We start from the raw sequence: 17,025 nt of genomic DNA on the forward strand, positions 1-17,025 counted from the left end.
CGCCGACGGCGGCCCGCACCTGTAGGTGCGGGCCGCTCGTCGTGCCTCACGCGTGGTTGGAGGTGGCGCCGTGTCGGCCTTTCGTGGAGGTACTGGCGAGGGCGGTGCCGTCCTTGTCAGCGTCGGTGCTCAGGCGGGGGCCCCGTTGATGCGGAACTCGACCGTCTCGACCTTGGAGGCGACGCCGATGAGCTCGAGGTCGCCCTGGTCGATGCGGCCGTCAGCATTCTGGTCGGTGACGACGGCGGGGGCGTCGTTGTAGATGCCGTCGTCATTCAGGTCGTCGATGACAGCGACGGTCAGCGTGGTGGTGACATCCCTTCCAGCGATCGGCGCACCGACGATCCAGGTGTCCCAGAGCTCGACGTCGTTCTTGGAACGGTCCGTGACGCCGCTGAGGTTGAACAGGTTGGCGAGGTTGGTCCCAGGTCCGGAGAAGCCGGGAAGGGTGCTGTTGGTGGTGCTGGTGAGCACGACCAGGCCGGGCATCCTGTCGTCGGCGCCGGGCGAGAAGCTGCTGGGGAACGGGGCGGTGTTGTTGTGCGCGGCCGGCCCGGTCAACTGGTTGCCGGTGAATCCGGTGCCTGCGAGCGAGGTGTTGCGGAAGTCGATGTTGAGGTCGACGAACCACCCGGCGCCCGCGACGCCGGCGTTGTCGCCGCGTCCGGGGGCGACGATCTCGACATCAACGGACTGGTGCGCCCGGCCATCGTGCATACCCCCGGCCGTGGCGGAGGCGCTGCCGGTGGTGGCGGCGTAGGTGCCGGCAAGGGCTGCGGCAACAGTGAGGGCGGTGACGGCGGTGGTGGACTTCTTCATGGTGGGTCCTTTCGTCGGATGTCAGGCAGGGGTACGCCAGAGCTCGCGGATCGGTTCACCGGTTGGCAGACGACAGCACGAGATCGCCGTCGGCGTCGGTCACCCGCACCTGAGCGACCTCTCCGGGAACCAGTGCGGCGGCACCGGTCACGCGCACCTCGCCGTTGCCGGTCGATCCCCAGGTGGCGACCTGCTGACTCTCTCCCTCGGGCGAGACCAGCCACGCGACGAACTGCTCCCCTTGCGGGAGCCCCCGCAAGGTCAGGTCGACCGACGTGCCCCACGGTTTGGCGTTCAGCGAAGTCTCTCCGGTGGCGTCGACACCAGCGGGCGCGATCAGCGCGAGGTTGGTCGCGGCAGGCTGGTCCTGGCCGATCAGCAACACCGCGGTGCCGGTACCTGCCCCAGCGACCAGAACGAGTGCGGCGGCAGCGCCGAGGAGCACCCGACGACGTCGACGGCGGATTCGCAGGACCCCGATCGCATCCGTCAGGGCGGTGTCGGACGACCCGCGGTTCTCGGCTCTCGGCGCGCCGGCCCGCAGCAGTGTCGGCAGCGACGCATACGTTGCGAGCTCGTCCTTGCATGTCGTACAGGTCGACAAGTGGATCTCGAGCTGGGTCCGGTCGTCGGCCTCGAGACCGCCCAGGACGTAGGGACCCAGCAGCTCGCGTAGACGCAGGTGATCCCCATCCTCTTCGTGGTGGTTCATCGCTCGACTCCCATCTCCTCGAATGCGGTGCGCAGAATGCGGATCGCGTAGTACGACCGTGACTTCACGGTCCCCGGTCGTAGCCCGAGAGTCGCTGCGGCCTCCGTGACCGTCGCGCCGCGGTAGTAGAGCTCGTCGACCACGGCTCGGTGTTGGGGCGAGAGCCGCTCCAGTGCTTCCTCCACGACGTGTGCGTCGACGATCGCGTCGGCGCGATCGCTGACGGACTGCACGGCAAGTGTCTGCTCGCCGCCGGCGAGTCGAGGACGGCGCTCATCGGCGCGCCACAGATCGATCACCAGGTTTCGGGCGACAGCGAAGAGGTAGGCCCGCGGATCACCGCGGCTCGGGTCGATGCGATCGAGGTTGCGCCAACCGCGCAGCATCGTCTCCTGGACGACGTCCTCGGCTCGGCCACGGTCGTCGACGAGGCGCAGCACAAAAGTCATGAGGGCCGTTCCGTGACGGAGGTACAGCTCGGTCAGCATCCGGTCGTCGGCCTGAGCCGTCGCCCCGGATCCCGACGAACCTGTACGCAGTGATCTCACAAACGTCGGTACGACGCGCTTCCCCGATCGGTTCACAGCGTTGGCACCTGGCCCTGCTCGTCACACTCAGTCCCGTGGAGATCCAGTGTCGCCGCGAGGGGTGAATCACGCCCGGCGACGGGGCCAACTGGGGACGAATCGCGGGGTCGCGCGAGCGTAGTCTGAATAGTCCGCGAAGCGATCTTCGAGCCGCTGCTCCTCCCAGTGGGCCTTGACATTGATCAGCAGCAGAAGCCCGATGCCAGCGGCGGAGGCGGGCACGCTGCGAGAGCTGACGACCTGTGACGCGGTGAAGAGCAGGAGTCCAGTGTAGATCGGGTGGCGGACGTAGCGGTACAGCCCCGAGGTACGCAGGCGCGCGTGTGCGTTGGGGAGCGGTGCTGCGGTCAGTCCGCGGCGCAGCGCAGCGGCGGCGAGCACCATCAGTCCGATCCCAGTCCACGTGCCGACGGTTGCGGCGAGGCTGAACGATGCAGGGAGACTCCAGGCGTCGCCGCGCGGAAGGAGGACCACCAGGCCAATGAGAAGGAACTGGACGGCGACGAAGGTCCAGGCAAGCACGACCTCGCGACGTTTTCTCGATTGAGCGGTCGGGACGGCGAGATGAGCGGCTCCATCCTGCTGGCGGTTCTCCACGTGAGCACTCTTACACCTAATCGCGGGCGTCGCTCTTGGCGTTTCAGGTGCTGACGAGTTCTTCGGCGCCCCTCGCCGTGGCAAGCGGCATCAACAGAAGGCGGGTCGGTGCACTCGGACGGCAGCGGCCGGCGACCACAGTGTCGCCGCACTGACCTTGTCGCCCGCGACTTGACGCGGGCAGCGCGATCCTGGCCACGAGGAATGCGCCAGCGCGATGGTCGGCCTGGCACTACCCCCTCAGTTAGCGCGCGGAAGAAGCTGTGGATCGTGTCGGCAAGTAGGGCCACCGATTCAGGTGCCAAGGACGACGGCCGGCCGCGGGAGCGTGACAAGACCGATCTTCAGTGCCTGTAAGCCCGCATCACTCGCATCGAGTGCGGGTAGGTCAATTTCGCGAAGCCCGCATCTGCGAGCCCGCGAACGGGGCAACGCGGAAGCGGCTGTTCCCGGCGGCGTGCGGATGGAGAGCCACCGACGGTCGAGCCTCCTGGGTGATGAGGGACTATGGACGAGTGAACGATCCGTGCGTCGGCCCCGGTCTGCGGGTGGCGCGCGGAGTAGTCGCGGCCGCGGTCGCGGTTGGGCTCGGTCTCACAGCTCATGTCTCAGCGGGCGGGCTCCTTCCTCCTGCAGGTTGGATGATCCTGATCGTCGCAGGAGCGGCAACCGTCGCTGTCGCTTCGATGGGTAGCCCGGCAGGGTTCGTCCGCTTGATGGTCCTGGTGGGCGGGGGCCAATTCGCCACCCACCTGATGCTCACTGCTCTGGCGGGTCATGACGGTGACCACCGACCTGTCCGAGTGCCGTTGACGAACGCGCAGGAACGCATCGCCGACGTCGACTCGGGGCGCAGTGGATCGCTGCACGACCTGATGATGGGCCGCGTCGAACCGTCAACCGACGGTGATTTCGTCCTGCCCCATTGGGCGTCTCACATTGTCGATGACGTGACGGGCCCCCACGCTGCCATGGCAGTTGCGCACCTAGCGGCCGCGGCGATCGTGGCCTGGTGGCTCGCGCGGGGCGAGCAAGCACTCTGGACCGTTCTGACGTTGCTCGGCGCGTCCGTGATGCAGGCGCTCGTGCGACTCATCGCCGCGTACGACATCGCCCCGCTGTTCGCTCGGCCATCGACCCCCGGGACCGTCCAGGCCCAGCGATGGTGTCTGCTTCTCGCTCCCATGACCGGAGGTCTCGGGCGCCGTGGACCTCCTCTGATCGCGATCTGACCCCTCACCTCATGCGCCTGCACGCACGACTGTGTCGTTGCGTTCGCCGGCCGCTGCCCAGATCACGTCATCAGGAGATGCACCATGCCCACCCCCATTCTTGCGACCAAGAACTTCGTTGCTGCCCTAGCGGCCGCGGCCGCTCTGACAGCTTGCTCCAGCACCGATGCGACCCCCGAGCCGACGCCAACATCTTCGGCGTCGACATCGACGTCCTCCACCCCGACGCCCTCGCCGAGCTCGTCCGCTACGGACGAGAAAGAGCCCGCCCCGGCCGGACCCGTGCTGAGTGTCACGATCGACGGCGAAGACGTAGGCCCGAACGCCGAGGAGATCGACCTGGGCACAGGGGATGAGCTGACGATCGACATCCGGTCCGACCGGGCCGGCGAGCTGCACGTCCACTCCACGCCTGAGCAGTTCGTTGAGTTCGACGCTGGGACGACCAGGGCACGACTGGTGATCGAGACGCCAGGCAGTGTCGAGGTCGAAGAGCACGACACCAGCGCCGTGGTCGCCCTCATCACGGTGCGCGGATGAGCTCCTTCATCCTGCCCATGCATGGCTTGGGCGGCGGGGGGGACCTCCCCATCCCGGCGTCTCTCGCCATCGCCGCCGGCACGGCCGCTCTGACCCTGTCGTTCGTGGTGCTGCTGCTCGCCTGGCGGACTCCGCGCTTCGGTGACGGACGCGGCGGCCGCGCCGTGCCCGCTGCCCTTGCGCGAATTCTCGACAGCACCGGCTGGTCGCTGCTGCTCCGGGGGTTGGGCCTGGTGTTCTTCTCCTTCATGCTCTGGCCGACGCTCTTCGGACCCGACAGTCTGATCAACCCGATCTTCGGGGTGGTCTACGTGTGGTTGTGGGTCGGTGTCGTGCCCGCATCGTTGCTGTTCGGCCGGTTCTACCGGGTGATCAGCCCGGTTCGTACGCTGTACCTGATGCTGGCCAGGGCCACCGGGCAGCCGCCCTCGCACGGGCTCCGGGACTACCCGGCGTGGCTCGGCTACTGGCCTGCTGTTGGTGGCTTGTTCGCGTTCGTGTGGCTCGAGCTGGTTTCGCCGGACGCGACCTACCTCGGCCCGCTGCGACTGTGGGTGGCGCTCTACGTGGCAGTGATGGTCGTCGGCAGCGCCGTCTACGGGGATCGCTGGCTGGAGCGAGCCGACCCGTTCGAGGTCTACTCCACGCTGCTGGCCCACCTGTCACCCTGGGGCCGCGACGAAGGCGGCCGGCTCGTGTGGGTGAGTCCGCTGCGACACCTGTCACGGATCCCCGCCGAGGGAGGGCTCGTCGCGGTCGTCGCCGTGCTGCTCGGGAGCACCGCCTACGACAGTTTGCGCGACACCGCAACCTGGATCCGCTTCCTGCAGGGCAGCAGCATCAGCCCGACCATTTGGGGCACCCTCGGTCTCCTGGCTGCCATCGCCATCGTCGGCATCACGTTTGCTGCCGCTTCTATGGCCACGGGGGTGGACCGCGTCCATCGCTTGCAGGTTCCGCAGCTCTTGGCCCACTCCGTCGTGCCGATCATCGTCGGCTACATGGTCGCCCACTACTTCAGCTTCTTCGTCCAGACCGGACAGCTGACACTGATGCAGCTCAGCGACCCCATGGGTGTCGGGTCGAACCTGTTCGGCACCGCTGACTGGGAAGTGAACTACTGGCTTGCGCATCATCCAACGGTCCTGGCCACGACCAAGGTGCTGGCCATCGTCACCGGGCACGTGCTCGGGGTGATCGCGGCGCACGACCGAGCATTGGAGATCCTGCCGAAGAGGCACCAGGTCACCGGCCAGCTCCCCTTGCTGCTCGCGATGGTGCTGTACACCTTCATGGGTCTGTACCTGCTGTTCGGGGCGTGAGTGATGGTCACAGTTCCCATGCACATGGGTGCCCTGCATCCCCTTGAACAAGGGCTGGTGCTGCTGCTGGCGTTCGGTCCGTTCATCGTGCTCGCGTTGGCAGTGGTAATTCGACACCGATCAGGCCGCGACGATGAGCAAGCGGACCCCGGCGACTCTTGAACGCCAACGGCGACACTCTCCTTCCGGCGAGAACCAGGACCGCCGATGCGGCGGCGTGTGGCGGCACGCTATGCACTGGTGCCACCCAAACTCGGGGCAGTCCCATGACACACCTCATCGGGGGCGAGGCACTGCGCCGGGGAGCGCTGGCTCTGTATCCTGCTTGACATCAATGACGGGCACGGGCCGGCGTGGCGGCTCGGGCATCCGGTTGCTTGAATGCCCGAGCCTTGGTCGCTCGGGTGCTCCGGAGCACGCGAGGACCTAGTCTCGCGAGTACCCTCATCCACGAGGGTGATGCACGCGCAGGGGCGTAGCGGCGCGAGCCGTTTTGCTGCTGGCTTGGGAGCGAGTCATAGAGGGAGAACGATGATGGCTCAGCCCGCAGGCGAGTCCGTGGTCCAGGCCACCGCAGCGATCCACGCCCAGCCGGACCGGATGGCCACGCTCGAGGAGATCGTGTCCCAAGCGGGGCGTTGCCTGCCGGAGTTCGAGCACGTGAGTGTGTCCCGGATCCACTCCGACGACACCCTTGAGACCCTGGTCGCGGGCACCGAACTGGCCCGGAAGTTCGACCATGCCCAGTCTGCTGCCCGGCAGGGTCCGTGCATCGAGGCCACCGACGACGACATGGTGGTGTTGCGTGATGCCCGACATGAGCAGCGCTGGCCGGCCTACATCAGTTCGGCCACAAGGCTAGGCCTCTTGTCCCAGATCGGGGTACGGCTTCGCAGCGACGCCCACGGGGTCATCTGCCTCAACCTGCACTCCACCACCCATGTGGACATCGACGCCGGCTCGGTCGGGGTCGCGGAGCACTTCGGTGTCCACGCCGGACTCGCCTTGGGCCACGTGCTGAAGGAGGAGCAACTGAGCACAGCGATCGGGACCCGCACCGTTATCGGAACCGCCGTGGGCATCATGATGGAGCGCTACGGCATGACTCAAGCAGCGGCGTTCAACTACCTGCTGCGACAGTCCAGCACCGAGAACCGCAAGCTCCGACTGGTCGCGAGCGAGGTCGTGAGCGCGGTGGAGGACGCAACGCACGGCAGCCGCCCCAAACCTACGTAGTAGCTCCTCTCGTTTTGCGCCCCTTGTGATGGCGGACGGTTGAGCGACGCCGTCGGCTCCCAGCTTCCCCACCAGCATGTCGACCGCCGCAACCCCGACGTAACTGCAGGGACCAGCATGCGAACCGTCTATGAGTGGATGCTCAAAGGTGGCTTTACCACTGCTGTTGACGAGGCGCACGCCTCAAATGACGAGTGGAGATATGCCCCGCCATCGGGTAGCGAACAATGGCCTGCTGGATGGATAGGTGACACCTCGACCCTCGCCGTCTTGGTGGGCGATCGTCTCGCACACCATCGTCGGAGACCAACATCGAGGGTGCACTCCTCGCTCAAAGCACCCCCGTGGAGGTCGCCGCCAACATGCACAAGGGACAGTGCGAGCGGGCAAGGCCCGCGGGCGATGGGGCGCACGAGCACCCCGTCCGGAAGTTGTCATGTTGCGTCGTTGGGATAGAACGGATCCCCCTCGCGCCATACCCGCACTCGACAGACGAACGCGGCGAGACGACGGGGCAATCAGCCAGGTCAGCGTGCGGAGCAGCGCTGGCATCCCCGGAATGACCTCACGGACGAGCCGAATCGATATGGTTCCCGGAGCGTCTCGGGGCTGTCCCTGTCGACGAAGGTCGAGTGGTCCGTCCTGTCATCGCCTCTAGGAGGTTCGTTGCAAACGAAGTTCGCTCTGCCACGTCTACTTGGGTTCACCCGCGCCGCACTCATGGTGTCAATGCTTTCAGTGCTTGCAAGCGCCTGTTCCGGTGCCGGTTCCGGTACTGAATCGGAGAGCGGCACTGAGGCGACTCAGTCCAACGAGCCTCCATCGACTGCCGGTTCCGAGGAGCCAGACGCAGAGCCGATGCCTGATATTGGGGGCCCGGCTCCCGCTGCCGTGGTGACCCGCATCGCCGGGGAGTGGCCCACGCCTGGGGACTTCGTATTCTGCTCCGCGCAGGTCAACGTGACCGGCGCTGCAGAAGGTTCGTGGGAGAGCGAAGCAATAGCGGGTAGTGACGTCATGGGGTTCACGACCCTCTACGCGGCGCTCTCCGAGGACGGAAGCCAGCGCGCCGAGGCGCAGGCCGCCGAAGGCTACGACGAGAGCGGCGCGATGCTCTACTCCATTGCAATCGTGGACTACGCCCAAGGCGCCACCTACTCCGGTCAAGTTGATGAGACCATCTTCAGCAGCGGCGCAGCTGACCTGAAAGGGCTCTCGATCCGGGACCTCGAAATGCCAAGCAACGAAGGCGACGGCACGGCAGTTGCTGCCGACATCACCTTTGAGTGCTGAAGTCCGCGCCGTCCCACCGGGCGCGAATGCGCAGGGACGGGCCATTCGCTCCCGCCAATATTGAAGAGGGAGCGTGCTCGCCTTCCGACGCTGGGTACGCCCAGAGCAGCCGACCTGGATCCTGCATGGCGACCAAGGCGAAGAACTAGGCTCGCCTCGTGTCATTCGAGTCCGAGGTCGCCAGACTGGCCGCACAGCGGGACATCGACCGCGAAACACGACGACGGGGCGATGACGAAGACCGTGACCGCGTCGAGAGCAGAATTGAGGAGTGGCGTGGGCACCTGGTCCAGTGCGTGCGCGAGACGGGACTGACCCCTGTGCAGATCTTCGGTGCCAAGTCAGCCGAAGACACGGCTGCCCGAAGACGGAGCACTGAATATGAACTCCTCGGCGCTGCTTGGGCGCTTTGCGTACACCGTGACTACTGGAGGCATGGCGCGGCCACCTACACCCTCTTCTTCACCGAAGCAACTCATTGGTTGAGCGGTCAGTACAGGACCAACGAAGCCTGGAAGCCGCTCGCGCGCCCGACTGGAAGGGATCTCGGACTCGTCGAGACCTGGCAGGCAGAGGTGCGTGGCCTTCCGGAAGCGGGCGGGTGGACTGTATGGCGAGAAGGCGAGGACGATTCCGGAGTCCGAGAAGCCGCCTTGCTCGTGGCAGCCATCCTTGTCAGGGGTGACTTTCACGGTCCAAACGAACGAGGCGTCTACGCGTTCGTGGAATAAGTACGGGCACATCGGGGCGCCAAATGGGGGGACCAGAGCGTAAGAAGTGGGCTATGCGCCTTCCTCACTTCGTCATTCTCCGGTTCCGGCCCCGAGCAGCCGCTCCAGCGCCGCGATGATGCGGCGCTCGTCAGCCCGCGATGCACCGTCGCCGGCGGCAGTCGCCTCGAAGTCGGGGACGGGGCGAGACTTCGCATCCTCGTCGTTGGTGGCGAGGCCGTTGTTCTCGATGTCCTCGAGCAGCCACTCCATCTCCTTGATCTCCAGACGCTGGGTCTTGATGATCTGGTCGGCGAGCTCGCGGACCCGGACGTCGTCGATGTCGGCGCGCTCGCTAGTGAGGATGGCGATCGAGTGGTGGGGCACCATCCCGCCCATGTACCGCTCGTCGTCGATGAACAGCTGGGCCCGCGAGGCGCCGTACGCCGCCAGGAACACCACGACCGCCGTGACGACGACGACAGCGTTGAGGGTGCGGCTCTTGTACATCATCGACACCATGAACGACAGCATCACCAGCGCCATCGCGCCACCCATCAGCAGCGCCATGTAGAGCCGCTCCTGGCTGTAGTGGATGTGCCCTGCCTGGTAGGTGTTGCTGTAGGTCAGCACGAACATCACGGCCGTGGAGGTCGCGATCATGGCGGCGAACCGCCAGTACATCCGCCGCTCGTTCTTCTTCATCTGCTGGTCGTCGTCCGCGCCGTCATGTCCGCCGTCGTGGCCGGCGGCGTCGTGCTGGTCGTGGGTTCCGTGGGATGAGCTGTTCATGGTGTGCCACTTTCTGGTTGCGATGTGGGAATGTCGTCGTCCACGGGCCTGTGAGTCATCTCGATGAGCTGGCGCAGGCAGTGCTCGCGCAACGGCTCCGGGAACCCCTCGGCGAGCCGGTAGTAGACGATCCGGCCTTCCTTGCGTCGGGTGACCAGACCCGCGGTGCGCAGGATCCGCAGCCCGTAGGACACGGCGTCCTCGCTGGCCGAGAGGACTAGGGAGAGATCGCCGACGCACAACTCCTCGACGACGTCGAGGGCGTACAGAAGCCTGGCCCGCGTCGGGTCCGCGATCACCGACAGCACACCGGTTAGCCGGTCGCCCTCCTCGCCGGTGGGCACCCGTGCACGGGCTCTCGCGACCCGTTCCGGGTCGACGGGATGCCGGTGGTCCGATGTCTCGGTCTGGCCCATCACTACGCTCCGCTCACTTCAGGAGCGGCAGCGGGCGGGGCGGCGTGCCTCCGCCGCTCGAGCTCGATCCGCCTTCCGCGGCGATCGAAACGATGAGTCCACCGAGCATGAAGGCCGCGATGACGGCGATCAGGGTGGACGTCGGGAAGGTGGGGATGTACCGGCGGGCGCCGATGACCGGGGCCGTGGTGGTACAGACCCCCCTGGTCGTCGTGATCTGGGTGCTGTTCGCCATGGTCGCCAGATCCGTGCTCGATGGCAGCGGGACCGGCACGGCCGGTTTGCGCGTTGATGTCCGCTGGTGGCTTGTGGTCGTGTTCAGGCTGGCGGTTCATGCTCGATCTCGCTTTCCGAGCGGCTCAGTGAGTTTGATGAAGGCTTGGTCGGGCGGCAGCCCGCTGCCTGGTCCGGCGCAGCGAGCCGCCGAGCACTATCTGCCAGTCAGTTCAGTGCGGCGAGCAGCTCACGGCAGGCGTTCTCGCACCGGCGGCATGCCTCGGCGCACACTGCGCAGTGTTCGTGCTCGTCACCGTGCTCGGCGCACTCGTCGCCGCAGGCCTTGCACGCGGCTGCGCAGGCCTCCACGATCGCGCGGACCACACGGGAGTCACCCGCGGTCTGGCGCGACAGGACGGCTCCCGTCGCGACGCAGACGTCGGCACAGTCGAGGTTGTTGCGAATGCACGAACGGAGCTCGGCCACCATGTCCTCGACCAGGCACGCGTCGGCGCACGCCGTGCACACCTGAGCACACTCGAAGCACGCGGCAATACACGCCGCAAGCTTTTCCTGGTCGATGGGCCCGACGTCTCCTGGGTAGGTCCTCAACATCTCCTGGTGTGTCATCTGTCCTCCTCGTCGACGACATTCGCCGCCCCGGTGGCGACCTGAGCGCGCGTCACTCTCTCGGTACCCGCTCGCGACCGCTATATCCGTACGACCGTGCGGGTAACTGATGCGAGGTCGCTTCCTGCAGCACCCCGGCGTCCTTGCCTCCGATCTGTTCGCGCACCCGATCGGCTCGTTCCTCGACCTCGCGCTGCTGGACATCGCGTGCTGGCGGTCGGGCGCCTGTCCCGGGGCGCCGCTCGTTGCTGCTCGTGACGCGTCATTGAGCTGAACTGACGCGTCCACGCCTACGGCACCCGGCCCGGCCGATTCCTGGGGCGTACCCCAACGCGATCTCCCGGGCCCGTCGCACCTGCCCTTTGCCCGTCGTGCGCGGTACGGGGCATCCACGTGCATGTGGCGGTGGTGTGTCCGTGGCCCGCCGTCCGCTGGCTCACACGTGACCCCACGTGACCCTGTCTCGTTGAGTCCTGTGGCAAAGGGCGAGCTAACCCCGGTGTCGTCCGTCCCGTTCGGAAGGATCAGTTGCCCATGTGGAGATCCCGCAGCGCCGCGCTCGTCGGCGCAGGTACCGCTCTTGCAGTCGCTTTCTCATTGGCCCCCGCACACCAACCCACGCTGGCGTCGGCTGCCGTCGACGCACTCGGTGACAGTGCGCACGACTTCATCGACGTCAGGGCCTCGGCGTCGGTCAAGCCGACCGACGCCCAGCTCCAGGCGGTGTCCGACATGGTTCGCGCCGCACCCCAGGGTGCGCGCGTGACCTATGACGACCGTTTCGGGACTCCGCGGACGGTGTACCCGAACGAGGGGACGTTGACGGCGCCCCGTAGCGGTGCGGCGATCGACGTGGCACGCCAGTGGCTCTCCGACAACCGCGCCGCGCTCGGGCTCAGTGGCGCAGACGTCGCGGCGCTGGAGAACACTCGGGACCACGTGCTCGGTACCGGCACCCACGTCGTGGGATTCCGGCAGACGTTCGGCGGTGTGCAGGCCGTTCACGGTGGCTCGATGACCGTGGTGGTGCGCGCGAGTGGCGCGGTCGAGTCCTACGCCGGGCAGACCGTGCGCAGCACCCAGCTCAGCGGGGACTGGAACCTCTCGCCGGCGCAGGCGTTGGAGGGCGTGGCAGGCGACCTCGCCGGCGCGAGCGACTTCGTGGCGAGAGCGACCGGCGAGAAGGCGGGCTACGCCGTCTTCGCGAAGGGGGTATTCGCTGCGGACTCCTACGTCAAGAGGACAGTGTTCGTCACCGCCGACGGTGCCCGCCCGGCCTATCAGGTCCTCTTCGTCGAGAAGTTTGACGAGGCCTACGACGTGCTGGTCGACGCGCAGAGCGGGGAGACGCTGCGCCAGGCATCGCTGGTCGCCCACTCCGACTCCGAGGGAACGGTGTACGAGAACTTCCCAGGTGACGATGGTCCCGGCGGCAGCCCGGTGGTGAAGAGCTTCGGACCCAACGAGGAGTCACCGTCCGGGTACGTCGACCCGACGGGGCTTGCCGGCGTGCCCGGTCCCACGACGTTCGGCAACAACGCGAACACCTATGCCAACTGGTCGAACTTCCTCGTGCCGGCCGACCAGGGTCCGCGCCCGGTGAGCCCGCTCTCGCACTTCAACTACGCGTTCAGCAACGCGTGGGAGAAGCAGGAGTGCGCCGCGGTGCCCCCGTCGTACGCCCTTGACGTCGACCCGGCCGCGACGAACCTCTTCTACCACCACAACCGGATTCACGACGAGTTCTACCGCTTGGGCTTCACCGAGTCCGGTGACAACTTCCAGGTCAACAACGGTGCCACCGAAGGCGGCGGCGACCCGATCCTCGGGCTGGTGCAGGCAGGAGCGGCCTCGGGTGGGGCCCCGCTGTACACCGGCCGTGACAACGCCTACATGCTGACGCTTCCCGACGGGATCCCGCCGTGGAGCGGTATGTTCCTCTGGGAGCCGATCAACGACGCGTTCGAGGGCCCGTGCCGAGACGGTGACTTCGACGCAGGCGTCATCGAGCACGAGTACGCACACGGTCTGAGCAACCGCTACGTGTCGGAGGAGGACAACGCCCTCAACGCCCACCAGTCGGGCTCGATGGGCGAGGGGTGGGGCGACTGGTACGCCCTGAACTACCTGCATCGCGAGGGCCTCGACACCGGTTCCGTGGTCGGCGAGTACGTCACCGGCAACAGCGAGCGCGGCATCCGCAACTGGGCCTACGACGCCAACCCGACCACCTTCGGGGACGTCGGCTACGACCTGACCGGCCCGGAGGTCCACTCCGACGGCGAGATCTGGACGACGATCCTGTGGGACTACCGCAAGGCACTGGTGTCAGCCTTCGGGCAGGCGAAGGGGGCCAGCATCGCCGAGCACACCGTGACCGACGCCATGCCTCGTTCGCCGATGGACCCCACGTTCATCGACATGCGCAACGCGATCGAGCTCGCGGTCGACGACCGCTTCCACGACTCGGCGGACTACGAGAGGATCTTCGACATCTTCTGGACCGAGTTCGCGCAGCGCGGGCTCGGCACCCAGGCACAGACCGACGGCGGCAACGACGTCGACCCGGTGCCTGCGTTCGACCACAAGGACGCGACCCGCAACGGCACGTTCACGGGCACGGTCGTCAACGCCTCGACCGGAGCGCCGGTCAAGGACGCCAAGGTGATCCTCGGCGTGTTCGAGGGCCGGGTCAGCCCCCTGCGGACCACGTCCGGCGAGGGGGCGTTCGCGGCTCCCGTGGTCGGCGGCACCTACCCGGTGACGATCCAGGCCCGCGGGTTCGGCGCGCAGACCTTCTCCGACGTCACCGTCACGGCCGGGACGACGACCTCGCTGCAGTTCAGCCTCGCTCCCAACCTGGTGTCGCAGGCGAACGGCGCGAAGGTCGTCTCCAGCTCGGCGGGCGACGCCAGCGCACTGCTGGACGACACCGAGGCGAGCTCGTGGAAGACCGTCCGCCGCGGCAACGTCGTCGTCGACATGGGCCGCAAGGCGAGGGTGGACGCCGTCCAGGTGTCGGCGTACACCACGTCGAGGTTCGAGGGCCTGAAGGACTTCACGCTGCAGGTGTCCACCGACGGCAAGGTCTGGAAGAACGCAGTGATCAGGAAGGGTGCCTTCGGTTACCAGGCACCCCGCCCAACGGCGCCCGACCTGCACTACCAGTCGTTCGACCTTGCCGACCCGGTGACGGCGCGGTACGTCCGCTTCTACGCCGACGCCCCGCAGGGTGAGACCAAGGAGAATGTCCAGGTGGCTGAGCTGCAGGTCTTCTCGGGGAAGGTCAAGAACGTCACCCCGCTGCCGCCCCCGCCGCCGGACGAGCCCGTGACCGACACCGGCACCATCGCGTTCGGTACGCCGGTCGGAGACAACACCGACGGCGGCGTGACGGGCGTCGACTTCGCCAGCAGCTGCGTCATGCCGCCCTCCACCCAAGGTAGTGACGGCTGGGTCACCGAGCTGCCGAGCTCGTTCGGCGACGGCGTGCACACCGTGAAGGTCACCGGAGCCTCGGTGGCTCCGTGGGACCTTGACGTGTACTTCTACGCCGCGGACTGCACCCTCACTGGGACGGCCGCCTCGTCGGCCGCCGACGAGTCCGGCACGATCCCGAGCGGGACCAGATACGTGCTCAGCCACCTGTGGTCAGGCGCGAACGTAGACGTCACGGTCCTCGCCGAGGACACCCAATGACCACGTAGTAGCGCACCACGTGACCCTGCCGCGGCCAGCCGGACATCCTCCGCGCCGGCCGCGGCAGTGTCGTATTGACACCGGACCCGTTCGCGCGCTCGGTAACCCGCGAGGGCGTGGATCGTTGGAAGAGTCAACGTCTCACTCTGGAGGTTCATCACGATGCTCCGACCAACCCGCCACCTGACGGCGCTCGCAGCAGCGCTCGGGACGAGCGCAGCCCTCCTGGCCCCGGTGGCGGCCGGGGCGACCCCCGACACGACCGCCATCGCTGCTCCCTCACTCCCGAGGGACGCGGCCGGTTTCGCCAAGGCGATCGTGGCCTTCGAGGACGGCGTGGCTCCGGCCGGCGCGCTCGCGTCGCTGCGGGACCTGGGCGTCGAGAACGCCATCGAACTCCCGAGCATCGGAGCTGTCGCGGTGACGGTCGACCCGACCATCGCCGGCGCGCTCGGCACCCTGCCCGGCGTCGTCGCGGTCGAGCCGCAGCGCCGGCTGGTGTCGCATCTGTACGCCTCGAAGGAGCAGATCAACGCGATCGGCGTCGACCAGCCGACGTCCTACACCACGCGCGTCGGCACGAAGCGGGTCACCGGCACCCGCCCCGGCGTGACCGGCGAGGGCGTGACCGTGGCCGTCCTCGACTCCGGCATCTTCGCCGCCCACCCCGACTTCGGTGACCGTGTGGTCAAGGGGCTCAACTTCTCCTACGCCGAGGCAGCGCAGCAGGCGGGTTTCTCCGCCGACGAGTGGGACGCGTACGCCGAGTCGACCGGCACCCTGGCACTGCAGGACGAGATCGGCCACGGCACCCACGTCGCGAGCACGGTCGCCGGCGACGGCAGCCTGTCACAGTCGCAGGGCGGACCCGACCTGGCCGGCGTGGCCCCGGGCACGTCGCTGATCTCCATGCGGGTGGCCACCCCGGGCTTCGGCATCGCCGACGACCTCGACTGGGAGGAGGCCGCGCTGGCCGCGTTCGACTGGACCATCCGGCACCGCGAGGAGTACGGCATCGACATCACCCAGAACTCCTGGGGACTGCTGCCCACCGAGCCCAACTGCCTCGGCCTCGACTGCGGCGAACCGACCGACTTCGACGCTATGTCGCAGATGATCGCCTCGGTCGTCGACAGTGGGGTGCACGTGGTCTTCTCGGCCGGCAACGCCGGCCCCGAGCCCGGCACGATCGGTGGCTACCACGACCCAGCCAACGGAGCCGTCCTCGTCGGCGCCGCCTGCAAGTCCGTCGACTCCTCAGGGTGTGTGGCGGGCCAGCAGATCACCGACTTCTCCAGCCGCGGCGCAGCCGACGGCACCGGACCCCAAATCGACGTTGTGGCCCCGGGCGACACCATCATGGCCGCCCTCTCGCCTTCCGTGCTGGCCCCCCTCACCGAGTGCGCCGAGATCCAGCAGCCGGGCTACTTCTGTATCTCCGGGACCTCGATGTCGTCGCCCCACGTCGCCGGCGTCCTAGCACTCATGCTCGAGGCGAACCCCGCAGCGACTCCCGCACAGGCCAAGCAGTGCCTGCTCTCGGCAGCGGTCGACATGATGACCCCCGGGTTCGACATCCACTCCGGTGAGGGGATGGTCGACACCAAGGCCGCGCTCACCTGCATCCACGCACTCACGATCAACAGGAAGAGGCGCTGAACGAGCCCACGCTGCGGTTCAAGGCAGCAGCCCTCGGAGGAGCCCACCCCAGCCCAGACGTGACGAACCTCGAGCACCTCAACTACTGTGGTGCACGCCCCCATCCCCGGCACAACCCCCACGCGCCGGGACCACAGTGCAGCCCGCCCCACCGCGCGAGGCGGGCGGCACGTCGGCGTGAGGGCCGCGCTGGGCGGCTACCCAAAGTGCGGACCACCGCATTCGGTCCCTCACCCTGCCCTCTCGGGGAGCCGGGTGCGGTCACGTCCCGCGTGACGACCCCCTACTGGTCACTCCTCCGAATGACGATTCCGTGGCGCGTCGCTTCGGTGCCCATCCCGAGTTTTGTCCAACGTGGCGGACCGGGGGATCGTCGTGATCAAAATCGATCCTGACTCTATGCCCGAGCCCGACGAACTAACAAACAGATTGCGCCAATACATCACCCCCGTTGGAGCCGACCGAGTGGGCGTGGACCACGTCGACTCCGACTCGCTCGAGACCGTGGTCAAAGCGCTTGCGCACTTTTTCGATCTTGCTTGAGGCACCGTGCAGCCCTCCGCGC

General features: G+C 67.3%; 18 protein-coding genes. 10 read left to right on the forward strand and 8 right to left on the reverse strand.

The features are described 5' to 3' along the window. Window positions 1-129 precede the first annotated feature (129 nt). The 4 genes from AC57BS_RS01475 to AC57BS_RS01490 all read right to left on the reverse strand — a co-directional run bounded on the left by AC57BS_RS01475 (window position 130) and on the right by AC57BS_RS01490 (window position 2,715). Complete coding sequence (locus AC57BS_RS01475) at window positions 130-819, reverse strand: hypothetical protein (protein WP_496409767.1); 690 nt, start codon at window positions 817-819, stop codon at window positions 130-132. A gap of 55 nt (window positions 820-874) precedes the next feature. Then, on the reverse strand, window positions 875-1,531 hold the full coding sequence (locus AC57BS_RS01480) for an anti-sigma factor family protein (protein ID WP_496409768.1): 657 nt from the start codon (window positions 1,529-1,531) through the stop codon (window positions 875-877). Further along, window positions 1,528-2,019: a sigma-70 family RNA polymerase sigma factor gene (locus AC57BS_RS01485; protein ID WP_493824483.1), complete on the reverse strand. Its 492-nt coding sequence runs from the start codon at window positions 2,017-2,019 to the stop codon at window positions 1,528-1,530. Before AC57BS_RS01485 ends, AC57BS_RS01480 begins: the two co-directional genes overlap by 4 nt. A 165-nt stretch (window positions 2,020-2,184) precedes the next feature. After that, window positions 2,185-2,715 (reverse strand): DUF1295 domain-containing protein, encoded by a 531-nt coding sequence (locus tag AC57BS_RS01490; protein ID WP_493824484.1) that lies wholly within the window; start codon window positions 2,713-2,715, stop codon window positions 2,185-2,187. 641 nt (window positions 2,716-3,356) lie between these two features. On the opposite strand from AC57BS_RS01490, the gene AC57BS_RS01495 reads away from it, so the two are divergent. The 7 genes from AC57BS_RS01495 to AC57BS_RS01525 all read left to right on the forward strand — a co-directional run bounded on the left by AC57BS_RS01495 (window position 3,357) and on the right by AC57BS_RS01525 (window position 9,069). Beyond that, on the forward strand, window positions 3,357-3,947 hold the full coding sequence (locus AC57BS_RS01495) for a hypothetical protein (RefSeq protein WP_493824485.1): 591 nt from the start codon (window positions 3,357-3,359) through the stop codon (window positions 3,945-3,947). Between the two features lie 84 nt (window positions 3,948-4,031). Beyond that, on the forward strand, window positions 4,032-4,487 hold the full coding sequence (locus tag AC57BS_RS01500; RefSeq protein ID WP_496409769.1) for a hypothetical protein: 456 nt from the start codon (window positions 4,032-4,034) through the stop codon (window positions 4,485-4,487). Beyond that, complete coding sequence (locus AC57BS_RS01505) at window positions 4,484-5,809, forward strand: hypothetical protein (protein WP_496409770.1); 1,326 nt, start codon at window positions 4,484-4,486, stop codon at window positions 5,807-5,809. Before AC57BS_RS01500 ends, AC57BS_RS01505 begins: the two co-directional genes overlap by 4 nt. Before the next feature lie 24 nt (window positions 5,810-5,833). Then, a complete protein-coding gene (locus tag AC57BS_RS01510) occupies window positions 5,834-5,971 on the forward strand; it encodes a hypothetical protein (protein WP_493824488.1) in 138 nt (45 codons plus the stop codon). Between the two features lie 396 nt (window positions 5,972-6,367). Continuing rightward, window positions 6,368-7,045: an ANTAR domain-containing protein gene (locus AC57BS_RS01515; RefSeq protein WP_493824489.1), complete on the forward strand. Its 678-nt coding sequence runs from the start codon at window positions 6,368-6,370 to the stop codon at window positions 7,043-7,045. A gap of 894 nt (window positions 7,046-7,939) precedes the next feature. Further along, window positions 7,940-8,338 carry a hypothetical protein gene (locus AC57BS_RS01520; RefSeq protein WP_493824490.1) on the forward strand — a complete coding sequence of 133 codons (399 nt, stop codon included), beginning with the start codon at window positions 7,940-7,942 and terminating at the stop codon, window positions 8,336-8,338. A gap of 158 nt (window positions 8,339-8,496) precedes the next feature. Then, window positions 8,497-9,069, forward strand: a complete 573-nt coding sequence (locus tag AC57BS_RS01525) for a hypothetical protein (RefSeq protein ID WP_493824491.1) — start codon at window positions 8,497-8,499, stop codon at window positions 9,067-9,069. A gap of 72 nt (window positions 9,070-9,141) precedes the next feature. On the opposite strand, the gene AC57BS_RS01530 is transcribed toward AC57BS_RS01525, so the two are convergent. The 4 genes from AC57BS_RS01530 to AC57BS_RS01545 form a co-directional block, all read right to left on the reverse strand. Then, complete coding sequence (locus AC57BS_RS01530) at window positions 9,142-9,840, reverse strand: DUF305 domain-containing protein (protein ID WP_493824492.1); 699 nt, start codon at window positions 9,838-9,840, stop codon at window positions 9,142-9,144. After that, window positions 9,837-10,256 (reverse strand): metalloregulator ArsR/SmtB family transcription factor, encoded by a 420-nt coding sequence (locus AC57BS_RS01535; protein ID WP_493824493.1) that lies wholly within the window; start codon window positions 10,254-10,256, stop codon window positions 9,837-9,839. Before AC57BS_RS01535 ends, AC57BS_RS01530 begins: the two co-directional genes overlap by 4 nt. A 13-nt stretch (window positions 10,257-10,269) precedes the next feature. Beyond that, on the reverse strand, window positions 10,270-10,530 hold the full coding sequence (locus AC57BS_RS01540) for a hypothetical protein (protein ID WP_496409771.1): 261 nt from the start codon (window positions 10,528-10,530) through the stop codon (window positions 10,270-10,272). Window positions 10,531-10,697: 167 nt separating this feature from the next. Further along, entirely contained in the window at window positions 10,698-11,102 is a 405-nt protein-coding gene (locus AC57BS_RS01545; RefSeq protein ID WP_496409772.1) for a four-helix bundle copper-binding protein, read from the reverse strand. Window positions 11,103-11,211: 109 nt separating this feature from the next. On the opposite strand from AC57BS_RS01545, the gene AC57BS_RS01550 reads away from it, so the two are divergent. The 3 genes from AC57BS_RS01550 (at window position 11,212) to AC57BS_RS01560 (ending at window position 16,460) form a co-directional block, all read left to right on the forward strand. Beyond that, window positions 11,212-11,376, forward strand: coding sequence for a hypothetical protein (locus AC57BS_RS01550; RefSeq protein WP_496409773.1), 165 nt, complete (start codon window positions 11,212-11,214; stop codon window positions 11,374-11,376). A 545-nt stretch (window positions 11,377-11,921) separates the two neighbouring features. Beyond that, on the forward strand, window positions 11,922-14,801 hold the full coding sequence (locus tag AC57BS_RS01555) for a M36 family metallopeptidase (RefSeq protein WP_496409774.1): 2,880 nt from the start codon (window positions 11,922-11,924) through the stop codon (window positions 14,799-14,801). 162 nt (window positions 14,802-14,963) lie between these two features. Further along, on the forward strand, window positions 14,964-16,460 hold the full coding sequence (locus AC57BS_RS01560) for a S8 family serine peptidase (RefSeq protein WP_493824499.1): 1,497 nt from the start codon (window positions 14,964-14,966) through the stop codon (window positions 16,458-16,460). The last annotated feature ends 565 nt before the right edge of the window (window positions 16,461-17,025 follow it).

The organism is Nocardioides sp. BGA-UO-ETr-FS32 (genome assembly GCF_059567905.1).